This window comes from Planosporangium thailandense, assembly GCF_011947195.1.
GTDB classification, from domain to species: domain Bacteria; phylum Actinomycetota; class Actinomycetes; order Mycobacteriales; family Micromonosporaceae; genus Planosporangium; species Planosporangium thailandense.
The window spans coordinates 46,932-59,963 of sequence record NZ_JAATVY010000022.1 but is presented as its reverse complement, the minus strand read 5'-3'; the positions used below and the strand labels follow the sequence as shown (position 1 = coordinate 59,963).

Here is a 13,032-nt window from a genome sequence, read left to right as displayed (position 1 = left end):
GGGCGTCGAGGGCCGGTAGCCGGCAGGGCGTCGAGGGCCGGTAGCCGGCAGGGCGTCGAGGGCCGGTAGGCCGACACCGGCTAGTGGACCTCTTCGACCTCGCTGTCGTCGTAGACCGTGGGCAGTTCGTCGACCGCCGCGTCGCCCTGCCCGGAGAGCACCTCGGAGTGGGCGCCGCAGCCGTGGTCGACGCTCACGACCCGGCCGTCGTCGCTCGCGTACATGTTCGCGCAGACGCCGAAGGTCTGCCGCATCGCGCCCGCGAGGGGCAGGTAGAAGCCGCAGCTGCCGCAACGGGCGTTGCGCGGCGCGCCGACCGAGATCGGCGCGTTCGGGCCGTGGTCGCTCTCGTACCACCGCTGGGCGGTGTCGGCGCGGCCCTCACGTGACATCACGCGCGCACGTCCGAGACCGAGCTCCCACGACACGTCCTCGACCGCCCAGTCGTCGGACGCGAGGTATCCGGGCGCGAGCCGGTAGTCGTCCGGCTCGGTCGGCAGCAGATCGCCGACTCCGAGGTCACCCGGGCGCAGGCGCTCGTTCCACGGCACCCATTCGGGTGCGAGCAGCGCGTCCGGGCCGGGCAGCAGGGCCGTCTCGGAGATGGTCACGTGGCGGCTGCGCGGAACCCGGGTGACGGTCACCGCCCAGCGCCAACCGCGGTAGCCGGGCAGGCGGCAGTCGAAGAGGTGGGTCACCACCCGCTCCCCCTCGGCGAGCGCCTCCAGGTGCTCGCCGACATGGTCGGGGTCCACCTCCGACAACGCCGAACGGGCCACGCCGACCGCGTCCGCGCATGTCTGATCCAGCTTCGCCGCCCGTGCGGCACCCCTGCCCACTACCCTTGTCACCCGAATATTCTGCCTCAACTCCGCCGACATCACGCCATCGAGAGGCGACCCTTCACACCATTGACGCAAACAAGGGGCCTCCGTGGCCGGTGAGCCATCGACGGAAACGCTACGAGTGCCCACCTGACCGCCTCGATGGTTGAAGATGGTGGGCATGTCGGTAGCGCGCACCCTCGCCCGCACCGCCCTCGTTGCCGCCCTGGCGACCCGGCGGCTGGGCCGGACCGGCGTGCGTACGGCGCGGTTCGTCGCCCGCAACGTCCTGGTGGCCCGCCAGCGCGGCGGGGCCGGCGAGGCGGGGATGATCCGCCTGCTCGACCTGCACGCCGCCTCCTGCGCCGGCGACACCCTCGTGGCCATCGGCCTGGCCGGGACCGTCTTCTTCAGCGTGCCGGTCGGCGAGGCGCGCGGCCGGGTGGCGCTCTACCTGCTGATCACCATGCTGCCGTTCGCGCTGCTGGCGCCCGTGGTCGGCCCCGTGCTCGACCGGTTCCGGCACGGCCGGCGGTATGCGCTGGCCCTCACCATGCTGGGCCGGGCGTTCCTCGCGTACATGATCGCCGAGCACATCGGCGGGTACACGCTCTACCCGGCCGCCTTCGGCATGCTGGTGCTCTCGCGGGCGTACGGGGTGGCCCGCAGCGCCGCGGTCCCCCGCGTCCTGCCGGCCGGCCTGGGGCTGTCCGAGGCGGGCGCGCGGGCCTCGGTCTTCGGTACGGTCGCCGGCGCCGTGGTCGCGCCGCTCGGCGCGGCGGCGGCGCTGATCGGCCCGGCCTGGCCGCTGCGGCTGTCGATGATCGTCTTCGCGTACGGAATGGTCGTGGCACTGCGGCTGCCGCCGCGCGCCGACTCCCAACCCCCCGAGGCCGTCCCGCGCGTGCTCCAACTGCGCGGCCACAAGGGCGCCAAGGTGCTCTCCGGCCGCCTGGTCCTCGCGAGCCTCGCCGGCAGCGCCACCCTCCGCGCCGCCTACGGCTTCCTGACCCTCTTCCTGGCGTTCGCGATCCGCGCCCACGACCTGCCGGTCGCGCTGTTCGGGTGGAGGCCGCCCGCCACCACGGCGATGGCGCTGGTCGCCGGCGCGCTCGGTCTCGGCTCCTTCCTGGCCACGGCCGTCGGCACCACGCTGCGCATCCGCCGCCCGGTGCTGTTGCAGGCCGGGTCCGTGTTCGCCGTCACGGTCGCCGGCGTCGTCGCGGTCGTCGGGTACAACCTGCTGGCCGTTGCCGCGCTCTGCCTGGTGACCGCGGTAGCGAGCGGCCTGGCCAAGCTGTCGGTCGATGCGGTGATCCAGGAGCGGGTCCCGGAACGGGTACGCGCGAGCGCCTTCGCCCACTCCGAGACCCTGCTGATGTTCGCCTGGGTGGCCGGCGGCGCGCTCGGGCTGATCCCGTCGGCCGGCCGGCTCGCCCTGGGTGTCCTCGCCACGCTGCTCGCGCTTGGGCTGGTACGCGCCGTGCTGGCGGCGGCCCGCCTGCGCGGGGAACGGCTGAACGGTTCGCCGGCCGCGGAGGAGCCGGCCGCGGAGGAACCGTCCGCCGCCGAGGCCACCACCGCCGACCTCCGCCGACCGGGCGACGCCGCCACCCGTGGTCTACGCGGGTCGGCGGCGGAGCGTACGGTACGGGTCGACCCGACGGCGCCGGGCCGACCCTGGCCCGAGCCGTCACCCGATGCGGGCCCGACCCGCGTGCTGACCCGGCCCGAGCCGGACCCGCCCGCCGGGTACCACCTCTACCGGCCGTCCGGCACCGATCCGGCCCTCGACCCGGAGGACGATGCGTGAACCTCCTCGGCTACCGGCGGGTGCTGGTCGTCACCGCCGTCGAACCGGAGCGGCAGGCGGTGCTGCGCGGATTGAGAACGGTGGGAGGTGCCGACGACACCGTCGTGGTCGAGGTCGGCGGGGTCGGCTCGGCCTCCGCCGCGGCGACCACCGCGCGGGTACTCGCGCAGCAGCGCTTCGACGCCGTGCTGTCGGCCGGAATCGGCGGCGGGATCGGCGTCGCGATAGGTGGGACGGTCATCGCCACCAGCAGCGTCGCCGCCGACCTCGGTGCCGATTCCCCCGACGGGTTCCTGAGCCTCGACGAGCTCGGCTTCGGCACGGCGACCATCGCGGCCGACCCCGACCTGGTCGCCGCGGCCGCGAAGGCCCTACCGAACGCGGTGTCCGGGCCGGTCCTGACCGTTTCCACGGTCACCGGCACCCTCGCCGGCACCCGCGACCTGATCGCCCGCCACCCTCGTGCGGTCGCCGAGGGGATGGAGGGGTTCGGCGTCGCCACGGCCGCGATTCAGGCCGGCGTCGCATTCGGCGAGGTACGGGCCGTATCGAACCCGGTCGGTCCGCGTGATCGGGCCGCGTGGCGCATCGGCGAGGCCCTGGAGGGGCTGAGCGAAACATTTGCCTGCCTGGCAAAGTTGACCCTGTGACGCTGTCTCTCGCTATCTCCCCCTGCCCCAACGACACGTTCGTGTTCCACGCGCTAGTGCACGGTCTCGTACCGGGCGCACCGCCGATGGACGTGACGTACGCGGACGTCGACGTCACGAACATGTCCGCCGCGAAGGGCAAGTACGACCTGGTCAAGGTGAGCTACGCGGCGCTGCCGTGGCTGCTGGACAAGTACGAGCTGCTGCCCTGCGGCGGGGCGCTCGGCCGCGGCTGCGGCCCGCTCGTGCTGGTGCGTGACCCCGAGGCCACCCCCGACCTCGCCGGGCGCACGGTCGCCGTGCCGGGTGACCGCACCACCGCGTACCTGCTGATGCGGCTGTGGGCGGCCGACGCCCAGCCCGCCCGGATCAAAATCGTGCCGTTCCACCAGATCATGCCGGGCGTCGCGGCCGGCAGGTACGACGCCGGGCTCGTCATCCACGAGGCGCGGTTCACCTACCACAAGCACGGCCTGCACTCGCTCGTCGACCTCGGCGAGTGGTGGGAACGCGACACCGGGCTGGCCATCCCGCTCGGCGCGATCCTGGCCCGCCGCGGCACCGTCGACGCGGACGCGGCCGCGGAGTGGGTACGCGCGTCCGTACACGCCGCCTGGGACGACCCGGAGGCGACCCAGGAGTACGTGCTGACGCACGCTCAGGAGCTGGAGCCGGCCGTGGCGAGCCAGCACATCGCCCTGTACGTCAACGACTTCACCGCCAACCTGGGCGACGAAGGGTACGCGGCGGTGGAAGCGCTACTCGGCCGCGCGGCCGCCGCCGGCCTCACGCCGCCGCTGCCCGCTCCGCTGCGCTGACCGTGATGCTGCGCTGACCGTGATGATTGCGCTGAACGCGACGCGCCGGTGCCCGGATGTCCCCGGGTACCGGCGCGGGCTCAGATCTCCAGCTCCCGGGCGACCGCGTGCACAAGCTCCGCGACGGTGCGCGCGGTCTTCTTGTCGGGGAAGCGGCCACGCCGCAGCTCCGGCTGCACCTTCGCCTCGAGAACCTTGATCATGTCCTCGACGAGGCCGTGCAGCTCCTCGGCCGGCCGCCGCCGCAGCTCCGCCACCGACGGCGGGGCCTCCAGCAGCTTCACCTGCAGCGCCTGGTTGCCCTTGCGGCTCTCCACGACGCCGAACTCGACGCGCTGGCCCGTCTTGAGGTCGGCCACGCCGGTCGGCAGGGCGGCCTTGTGCACGAACACGTCGCCACCGTCGTCACGGGTCAGGAAACCGAAGCCCTTGTCCGTGTCGTACCACTTCACACGCCCCGTCGGCACTGCTCGCCCTCTACTTCTGATTCGAAGGGACAACCGCCCGCTCGTCGCCAGACCGGGCACCCGACACAAGGCTATCTAGTTGTGCTCATTGGACCAACCGAGATCCCGTCACTTCCCAACCACGCAGGAAAGGCCCGCAGGTCGGGCAGGACCTCGGTCGCGCCGGCCGCCCGGAGCGCGTCGGCGTCGCACGGGCCGGTCGTGACCCCGACGCCGGTCGCGTCCGCGCCGCGCGCGGCGGCCATGTCGGCGATGTGGTCGCCGACGTAGACGTGCGCGTCGTGCGCGCGCAGCGCCACCGACTTCCCCTCGGCCCAGAGGTCGCCGACGAGGTCGTCGACGGCCAACCCGAGGTGATCCAGGTGCAGCCGGGCGAGCGGTGCCCGCTTGGCCGTGACCACGACGACGCGGCCGCCGGCCGCGCGTACCGCCGCGATGGCCTCCGCCGCGCCGGGCAGCGCGAGGGTGGGTGCGATCGCCTCATCGGGGTACAGCGACCGGTAGATCGCCGCCGCCTCGTCGATCCGCTCCAGCGGGAACCAGTTGGCCAGCTCGTGGGTCAACGGCGGGCCGAGGCGGCTCACGGCGGCTTCGACGTCGATGTACACGCCGGTACGCGCCATCAGCGACCGGTACGCCGCGGCGATCCCCGGCCGGCTGTCGATCAGCGTCATGTCGAGGTCGAACCCGACGGTCAGGGCTGGCTGGGTCGACATCGATGCCGCTCTCAGTGACCCTTCGCCCAGGGGTTCTCGCTGGGGTGCAGGTAGACCAGGCTGCTCACCGGCAGCGGGAAGGTCTGGTCGTCGCCGAACGGCGACGCCGAGGCCGGCCGGTCCGACAGGAACTCGTTCACCGGAAGGTGCCCGTCCTTGACGGCGCCCTTCTTGCCGGCGTTGCCGGAAACCACCGAAGAAGACATCTCGATCCTTTCGTCACGCAGCCCGGGTAGTCTGCCACGACCCGCTGGGCCCGGTCGGCAATCCCACCGCCCAGCGCGCGGTCCCGACCAGTGAACGGGGCGGGATGAGGCTGAAATCACAGGCCCGGATGGACGTCGCGACGCGCCGTCCGGGTCGCCGCCCGTCGCAAGTCACGGGCGGCCGGCTAGCGTAATTCACGATGGCCGTCACACTCGCCGATCACCTGCGCGCACTTCCGGACGAAGAGCTAGCCGCGCTCATCGCGCTGCGTCCGGACCTCGTCATGCCCGTACCGGGGGACATCTCGGCGCTCGCCGTACGCGCCCAGTCGCGGCTGTCGGTCGCCCGCTCCCTCGACGCGCTCGACCGGTTCACCCTCGAAGTGCTCGACGCGGTACGCGTGACCCGTGACCCGCAGACCGCCACCACCTCGGTCGAGGCTGTCCTGCTGCTGACCGGCGAGGGCGGCGTCGACAAAACCCGGGTACGCGAGGCGCTCGGCCGGCTGCGCGAGCTGGCGATCATCTACGGGTCGGACGCGACGCTGCACCTGTCGGACGGCGTGGACGACGTCTGCTCCCCGTACCCCTCGGGTCTGGGCCGGCCCGCCGACGAGCTGAGCCCGGCAGCGGCGGCCCTGGTCTCCGACGCGGCCCGGCTGCGCCGCACCCTGCTGGCCGCGCCCCCGGCCGCCCGCGCGGTCCTCGATCGGCTCGCCGCCGGCCCGCCGATCGGCACGGCCAACCGGGCGGTGCTCAATGACCCCGACTCCGACTCGCCCGTGCGCTGGCTGGTCACCCGGCACCTGCTCGTGCCGACCGGCGGCGACACGGTCGAACTGCCCCGCGAGATCTCGCTGCTGCTGCGGCGCGAGACCGGGCCGCTCGGCGAGCTGCACCCGACACCGCCCGAGGTCGACGCGCCGGTACGCGAGATCTCCGCCGCCGACCGGGCCGGCGCCGGACAGGCGATGGAGGCCGTACGCAACGCCGAGGCCCTCGCCGAGGCGCTCGCCGCCGACCCCGCACCCATCCTGCGCTCCGGCGGGCTCGGGGTACGTGAGCTGCGTCGGCTGGCCCGCGCCATCGGGCTGACCGAGCCGGACGCCGCGCTGCTGCTCGAGGTGGCTTACGCGGCCGGCCTGCTCGGCGAGTCCGGCGGCGAGACCGGCGACGCGGTGGTCCTACCGGCAGCCGGCTACGACACCTGGCGGATCGGCACGCTCGCGCAGCGGTGGACGCGCCTGGCACAGGCCTGGCTGCTCATGACCCGGATGCCGAGCCTGGTAGGCCAGCGCGACGACCGTGAGCGGCTGCTGCCAGCGCTGTCGAACGACGTCGAACGGGTCGGCGCGCCGGCCCAGCGCCGCGCGATCCTCGGCGTCCTGGCCGACCTTCCACCCGGCACGGCGCCGACCCCCGATGACCTCCGGTCGGTGCTGGCCTGGCGGGCCCCGCGCCGGATGGGCCGGGCCGCGGCCTCGGCCGGGTACGACGCCGCCCTGTCCGAGGCGGCCACGCTGGGGTTCACCGGGCTCGGGGCGCTCACCTCGTACGCCCGGTGGCTGCTGGCCGAGGTCGACGCGGCCGACCGCGCCGACCCGGACGCCGACCCCCTGGGCATCGGACCGGACGAGCCGCCGTCGCGGGCGCTCGAAGCGCTCGACGCCCTGCTTCCGGCGCCGGTCGACCACGTGCTGGTACAGACCGACCTGACCGTGGTCGTCCCCGGCCCGCCGGAGCCCGGACTGGCCGGTGAGCTGGCGCTGGTGGCCGACGCCGAGTCGCCCAGCGTCTACCGGGTCACGCCCGACTCGGTACGCCGGGCGCTCGACAGCGGATACGTCGCGGCCGACCTGCACGCCCTGTTCCAGCGGCGGTCGCGCACCCCCGTTCCGCAGGCGCTGACGTACCTCGTCGACGACGTGTCGCGCCGCCACGGCGGCTTGCGGGTCGGTTCCGCCGGGGCCTACCTGCGCGGCGACGACGAGGCGCTGCTGGCCGAGGTGCTCGCCGACCGGCGGCTGGCGATGCTCAGCCTGCGGCGGCTGGCGCCCACCGTGCTGATCAGCCCGTACGCGCCCGCCCGGCTGCTCGCCGCGCTCCGCGAGGCCGGCTACTCGCCCGTTCCGGAGGACGCCACCGGCGCCGCCGTGCTGAGCCGGCCGCGATCGCCGCGCGCGCCCGCCCGGCCCGCCGCGCCGTCGCGCCGGATCGAGGACCCGCGCAACCAGCCCAGGCTCACGCCGGCCCGGCTCGCGGGCATCGTCGAGCAGCTACGGCGCGGGGACGCCGCGACGCGGGCGGCCCGCCGGGCGCCGACGACCGTACGGTCGCAGCCCGGATCCGCCGGGCTGGCCGGCGCCCAGGCCCACGCGCAGGCCATGGCCGTGCTCCAACAGGCGCTGCGGGACAAGGCACGGGTATGGGTCGGCTACGTCGACGCGCACGGCGCCACCAACTCCCGCCTGGTACGGCCGGTGTCGATGGGCGCCGGTTACCTGCGCGCCGAGGACGAGCGGACCGAGATGCTCCACACGTTCGCGCTGCACCGGATCACCGCGGCGGTCCCGGAGGAATCTCCCTCTCCGTGATCCTGAAGGATTTTCCGTGCGGGGACACGGAAAATCCTTCAGGATCACGTACCCGGGCGGTTGCCGAACACCTTCACGGTCGCGCCGACGCCGGCCGCGTTCCACAGCGCCACCGCGTCGGCGTGCAGCAGGTTGACGCAGCCGTGCGAACCGAGCGAGCCGTCGTGGAGGTACGTGGTGGTCTCGTGGAAACCGATGCCACCGTTGAACGCCTGCCAGTACGGCAGCCAGACCTTGTAGGGCACGGACCACTCGCGCTCGGCCCGGGAGTAGATCTCGTACGTGCCGGTCGGGGTCTGGTAGCCGCCGCCCATGCCGGTACGCACGACCGTCGGCCCCCACACCAGCGCGCCGTCCCGGATGGCCCACGCCGTCTGCTGGGTCAGGTCGACGCAGATCGTCGTCCCCGTGCCACGCACCCGGCACCTGCCCTGCTCGTCGGCGTCGGCGCTGGCGGCCAGCCGCCGTGCGACATCGGCGGTGGTGGGGCCCGCCCGGCCGGCGGCCGGGCTGATGCCGTACCTGGTCTGGAACTTCTTGATCAACTCGCAGTCCGGCGCCGTCTGCACGCCGTCGACCGCCACGGACGAGTAGCCGTCGAGCCGCGCCAGGGCGGTCTCGACAGCGCGCTGGTGGTCCCCGCCCAGGCACCCGGGCGGTACCGCCGCCTCGGCCGTCCCGGCGGGCGACGGCGTGGCCTTCCCGGAGCCGGACGGGGCGGGGTCGGGTGACGTGCTCGCCCCCGTCGCGCCGGCCGCGGCGCCCGGCAGCGGCTGCTGCGCGGCGGCCGCCCGGGCCGACCCGAACACGTACGCCCCGGCCCCCACCGCGACGGCCACGGCGACCACGCCCATCGTGATCGCACCCCAGGGCCTGCGCCTACCTGCCATCTGTCCCTCCTCGTGACCGTCGTGACTGAAGACGCCCATGCCCCCGTCGGAGGTTGCACGCGGAGTGGACCTTTCTCCGGCACCGTCCTGGCGCCCCGTGCCACACTGGAACGTCTGTCTTCCACGGAGGTCCCCTTGACCGACGGCCCATTGATCGTCCAGTCCGACAAGACCCTGCTCCTCGAGGTCGACCACCCGGACGCCGGCGCCTGCCGCATGGCCATCGCGCCGTTCGCGGAGCTGGAGCGCTCGCCCGAGCACGTGCACACCTACCGGCTGACGCCGCTCGGGCTGTGGAACGCCCGCGCCGCCGGGCACGACGCCGAGAGCGTGGTGGACGCGCTGCTGCGCTTCTCGCGCTACCCGGTGCCGCACGCGCTGCTGGTCGATGTCGCCGAGACGATGGACCGGTACGGCCGGCTGCAGCTGGCCAACCACCCCACGCACGGCCTGGTCCTGCAGGCGTCCGACCGGGCGGTGCTGATCGAGGTCGCCAAGTCCAAGAAGCTCGCCGGCATGCTCGGCGCGAAGGTCGACGCCGACACCGTCGCGGTGCACCCGTCCGAGCGGGGGCGCCTCAAGCAGGCGCTGCTCAAGCTGGGCTGGCCGGCCGAAGACCTCGCCGGGTACGTCGACGGCGAGGCGCACCCGATCAGCCTCACGGAGGACGGCTGGAGCCTGCGCTCGTACCAGCGCGAGGCGGTCGACTCCTTCTGGGCCGGCGGTTCGGGCGTGGTCGTGCTGCCGTGCGGCGCGGGCAAGACGATGGTCGGGGCGGGCGCGATGGCGGAGGCCAAGGCGACCACCCTGATCCTGGTGACCAACACGGTCGCCGGCCACCAGTGGAAGCGTGAGCTGCTCGCGCGCACCTCGCTGACCGAGGACGAGATCGGCGAGTACTCCGGGGAGCGCAAGGAGATCCGGCCTGTCACGATCGCCACGTACCAGGTGCTGACGTCCCGTCGCGGCGGCGCGTTCACGCACCTGGACCTGTTCAGCGCCCGCGACTGGGGCCTGGTCATCTACGACGAGGTGCACCTGCTTCCCGCGCCGATCTTCCGGTTCACCGCCGACCTCCAGGCCCGCCGCCGGCTCGGTCTCACCGCCACTCTCGTCCGCGAGGACGGTCGCGAAGGCGACGTGTTCAGCCTCATTGGCCCGAAGCGGTACGACGCGCCGTGGAAGGACATCGAGGCGCAGGGCTGGATCGCGCCGGCCGACTGCACCGAGGTGCGGGTCACGCTGACCGAAGAGGAGCGGATGGCGTACGCGACGGCCGAGCCCGAGGAGCGGTACCGGATGGCCGCGACGGCCCGTACCAAGCTGCCGGTGGTGAAGGCGATCGTCGACAAGCACGCCGGCGATCAGGTCCTCGTGATCGGCGCCTATATCGACCAGTTGCACCAGCTCAGCGAGTACCTCGACGCGCCGGTCGTCCAGGGCGCGACGACGACGAAGGAGCGCGAGCGGCTGTTCGACGCCTTCCGTGCCGGCGAGCTGTCCACGCTGGTGATCTCACGGGTCGGCAACTTCTCGATCGACCTGCCCGAGGCGGCCGTGGCGATCCAGGTGTCGGGCACGTACGGCTCGCGGCAGGAGGAGGCGCAGCGCCTCGGCCGGGTGCTGCGGCCGAAGGCCGACGGGCGGCAGGCGCACTTCTACACGGTGGTCGCGCGGGACACGATCGACACCGAGTACGCGGCGCACCGGCAGCGGTTCCTGGCCGAGCAGGGCTACGCGTACAGCATCGTCGACGCCGACGACGTGCTGTCGGCGTGACGGCCCTCAAGATCTACACAATGGTGCGCACTGTGCTGCTTCCGCCGCTCGGACAGCAGCAAGAAGTCACGCCTTGCGCGGATCTTGGGTGAGGAACCCGGACTCCAGATGGGCCAGCGCCTCGTCGATCAGTCCCGGCAGGTCCTGCTCCCCGTTGCTTTCGAGCCAGGCGAACACGGCTGCGAGCAGCGCGCCCAGACAGGCGCCGGCAAGCGCGCGTACCGCGAAGTCGTCCGGTTCCCGGCCCGAGCGGCGCGCCAGCGGGCCGGCGAGCACGTCGATCGTTCCGGTGAGGTTCTCGACGACCCGGGCGCGCAGCGCGGGCACCGACATCGACAGCCGCCCTCGTTCCAGGACCTTCGCGGTGTCAGCCGGGCCCAGCTGCGCGAACGCGGTGTGGATGGCGTGCCGCACCGCCGGCACGGGCGCGAGCTCAGCCGGAGCGGACTCCAACGCCGAGATCAGCATCGGGTCGTACTCGTCCTGGACGACCACGTCCTCCTTGGTCGGGAAGTAGCGGAAGAACGTGCTGGGCGACACCTCCGCCGCGGCCGCGATCTGCTCCACGGTGGTCGCCTCGTAACCCTGCTCGGCGAACAGGCGCAGCGCATGCTCCTGGATCGCCCAGCGCGTCTTCTGCTTCTTGCGTTCCCGCAGCCCAGGTGAGCCCATGCCGACGATTGTCCCCTACCGGACGGTGATCCGATCACGCTCCGGGACCGGCGGCGTGGCACGGGCCGGCAGGAACACGGCCGCGAGTACCGCCCCGAGCAGCGCCACGCTGCCGCAGGCGACCAGCACGAGGTCCATGGCGCGCACGTACGCGGCCCGCGCGCTCGCCTCCAGCACGGTGTCGTGCAGCCGGCCGGCGACGGCCACAGCGCCCGCGACGGAGCCCGTGACGGCGTCCGCTGCCTGCCTGGGGAGGCCGGCCACCACGACCCGGTCGGCGTACGCGCCGGCCAGCAGGCTGCCCAGCAGCGCGACGCCGAGCGCCCCACCGACCTGGCGCAGTGCCATGGTCAAGGCGCTGCCCGCGCCGGCGCGCTCGGGCGGCAGGTCGCCGAGGACCGCGTCCATCGCGGGCGCGAGGGTCAGGCCGGTACCCAACCCCACGATCGACAGCCAGCTCGCCGCGAGCCCGTACCCGCTGTCGACGCCCGTGGTGGCGCCGAGGGCAAGTCCACCGGCGATGACCAGCAGGCCGGCGGTGACCGGTACCTTCTCGCCGAGGCTGCGACCGATCACTTCGCTCACCCGGGAACCGACGATCAGCCCCGCCATCATCGGCAGCAGCCGCACCCCGGTGCCGAGCGCGTCGTTACCTCGCACGTCCTGCAGGTACTGCGGCAGCACGAACAGCAGCCCGAACAGCGCGAACGACGCGACGGTCATCGCGACGCCGCCCCACAGGAACCGCGGGCGGGTGAACAGCCAGAGGTCGATCATCGGTTCCGCGGTACGCCGCTCCCGGACCACGAAAGCAACGAGCAGCGCGACGCCGATCGCGATCGACCCGACCACCAGCAGGTCGCCCCAGCCGCGGCGCGGGACCTCGATGACCCCGTACACGAAGCCGATCAGGCCCAGCGTGGACAGCGCGCCGCCGAGCGCGTCCACGCGGCGCGGCGCGGGATCTCGCGACTCGGGTACCAGCGCGCCGATGGCGAGCAGTGCGAACACCACCACCGGCACGTTGACCAGGAAGATCGAACCCCACCAGAAGTGGCGCAGCAGGTAGCCGCCGATGATCGGGCCGAGCGGGACGCCCACGCCCATGCCGATAGCGGCGTACGAGATCGCCTTCGCCCGCTCGTGCGGCGCGAACATCACCGGGAGTACGGCCATCCCGATCGGGGTCAGCACGGCGGCGGCGAGGCCCATGAGGGCGCGGGCGGCGATCAACGCGCCGACCGACCCGGCATAGGTGGCGACCACCGACGCCCCACCGAAGAGCGCCAGCCCGACGAGTAGCAGGCGCTTGCGCCCGTACCGGTCGCCGAGGGCGCCCATCGGCAACAGCAGCCCGGCGAAGACCAGGGTGTACGCGTTGACGATCCACTGCAGGCCATCGGTGCCGGCGCGCAGCGCGGTGGCGAGGGTGGGCAGCGCGACGTTGAGGATCGTCGCGTCGAACCCGATGGTCAGCATGCTGAGCATGATCGCGGCGAGCGCCCACCAGCGACGAGTGGCAGACATGGCAGCTACTCCTATCTGATAGTGAATAGAAAATGAGAGTAGCTGTCAGAATATTCGGGGACAACAAAGGGCGCCC

Annotated in this window: 12 protein-coding genes; 5 read left to right on the top strand and 7 right to left on the bottom strand. The window is 73.1% G+C overall.

Going from position 1 to position 13,032, the window contains the following annotated elements; genetic code table 11:
• Positions 1 to 80: 80 nt before the first annotated feature.
• Complete coding sequence (locus HC031_RS24455) at positions 81 to 881, bottom strand: DUF3027 domain-containing protein (protein ID WP_167927752.1); 801 nt, start codon at positions 879 to 881, stop codon at positions 81 to 83.
• 124 nt (positions 882 to 1,005) lie between these two features.
• Between HC031_RS24455 and HC031_RS24450 the strand changes: the two genes are divergently transcribed.
• The 3 genes from HC031_RS24450 to HC031_RS24445 are packed head-to-tail and all read left to right on the top strand — an operon-like array spanning position 1,006 to position 4,105.
• Complete coding sequence (locus HC031_RS24450) at positions 1,006 to 2,637, top strand: MFS transporter (RefSeq protein WP_205863184.1); 1,632 nt, start codon at positions 1,006 to 1,008, stop codon at positions 2,635 to 2,637.
• Positions 2,634 to 3,287 carry a futalosine hydrolase gene (locus HC031_RS32620; RefSeq protein ID WP_338090816.1) on the top strand — a complete coding sequence of 218 codons (654 nt, stop codon included), beginning with the start codon at positions 2,634 to 2,636 and terminating at the stop codon, positions 3,285 to 3,287. The genes HC031_RS24450 and HC031_RS32620 overlap by 4 nt, the downstream gene beginning before the upstream one ends.
• Entirely contained in the window at positions 3,284 to 4,105 is an 822-nt protein-coding gene (locus HC031_RS24445) for an MqnA/MqnD/SBP family protein (protein WP_167927751.1), read from the top strand. Before HC031_RS32620 ends, HC031_RS24445 begins: the two co-directional genes overlap by 4 nt.
• 80 nt (positions 4,106 to 4,185) lie before the next feature.
• Here HC031_RS24445 and HC031_RS24440 read toward each other — a convergent pair whose 3' ends face one another.
• The 3 genes from HC031_RS24440 to HC031_RS24430 all read right to left on the bottom strand — a co-directional run bounded on the left by HC031_RS24440 (position 4,186) and on the right by HC031_RS24430 (position 5,494).
• Positions 4,186 to 4,572 (bottom strand): cold shock domain-containing protein, encoded by a 387-nt coding sequence (locus HC031_RS24440; RefSeq protein WP_167927750.1) that lies wholly within the window; start codon positions 4,570 to 4,572, stop codon positions 4,186 to 4,188.
• A 71-nt stretch (positions 4,573 to 4,643) separates the two neighbouring features.
• Positions 4,644 to 5,288: an HAD family hydrolase gene (locus HC031_RS24435; protein WP_167927749.1), complete on the bottom strand. Its 645-nt coding sequence runs from the start codon at positions 5,286 to 5,288 to the stop codon at positions 4,644 to 4,646.
• 11 nt (positions 5,289 to 5,299) lie between these two features.
• Entirely contained in the window at positions 5,300 to 5,494 is a 195-nt protein-coding gene (locus HC031_RS24430; RefSeq protein ID WP_167927748.1) for a hypothetical protein, read from the bottom strand.
• A gap of 200 nt (positions 5,495 to 5,694) precedes the next feature.
• On the opposite strand from HC031_RS24430, the gene HC031_RS24425 reads away from it, so the two are divergent.
• The gene (locus tag HC031_RS24425; protein ID WP_167927747.1) at positions 5,695 to 8,088 is read left to right on the top strand and encodes a helicase-associated domain-containing protein; all 2,394 of its coding nucleotides are present in this window, start codon (positions 5,695 to 5,697) and stop codon (positions 8,086 to 8,088) included.
• A 44-nt stretch (positions 8,089 to 8,132) separates the two neighbouring features.
• Here HC031_RS24425 and HC031_RS24420 read toward each other — a convergent pair whose 3' ends face one another.
• Entirely contained in the window at positions 8,133 to 8,978 is an 846-nt protein-coding gene (locus HC031_RS24420) for a L,D-transpeptidase (protein ID WP_240942897.1), read from the bottom strand.
• A 135-nt stretch (positions 8,979 to 9,113) separates the two neighbouring features.
• On the opposite strand from HC031_RS24420, the gene HC031_RS24415 reads away from it, so the two are divergent.
• Positions 9,114 to 10,757, top strand: coding sequence for a DNA repair helicase XPB (locus HC031_RS24415; RefSeq protein WP_167927745.1), 1,644 nt, complete (start codon positions 9,114 to 9,116; stop codon positions 10,755 to 10,757).
• 66 nt (positions 10,758 to 10,823) lie between these two features.
• On the opposite strand, the gene HC031_RS24410 is transcribed toward HC031_RS24415, so the two are convergent.
• Together HC031_RS24410 and HC031_RS24405 are read right to left on the bottom strand one after the other, a co-directional pair.
• Positions 10,824 to 11,429 (bottom strand): acyl-CoA-like ligand-binding transcription factor, encoded by a 606-nt coding sequence (locus tag HC031_RS24410; RefSeq protein WP_167927744.1) that lies wholly within the window; start codon positions 11,427 to 11,429, stop codon positions 10,824 to 10,826.
• 15 nt (positions 11,430 to 11,444) lie between these two features.
• Entirely contained in the window at positions 11,445 to 12,956 is a 1,512-nt protein-coding gene (locus HC031_RS24405; RefSeq protein WP_167927743.1) for a DHA2 family efflux MFS transporter permease subunit, read from the bottom strand.
• Positions 12,957 to 13,032 lie beyond the last annotated feature (76 nt).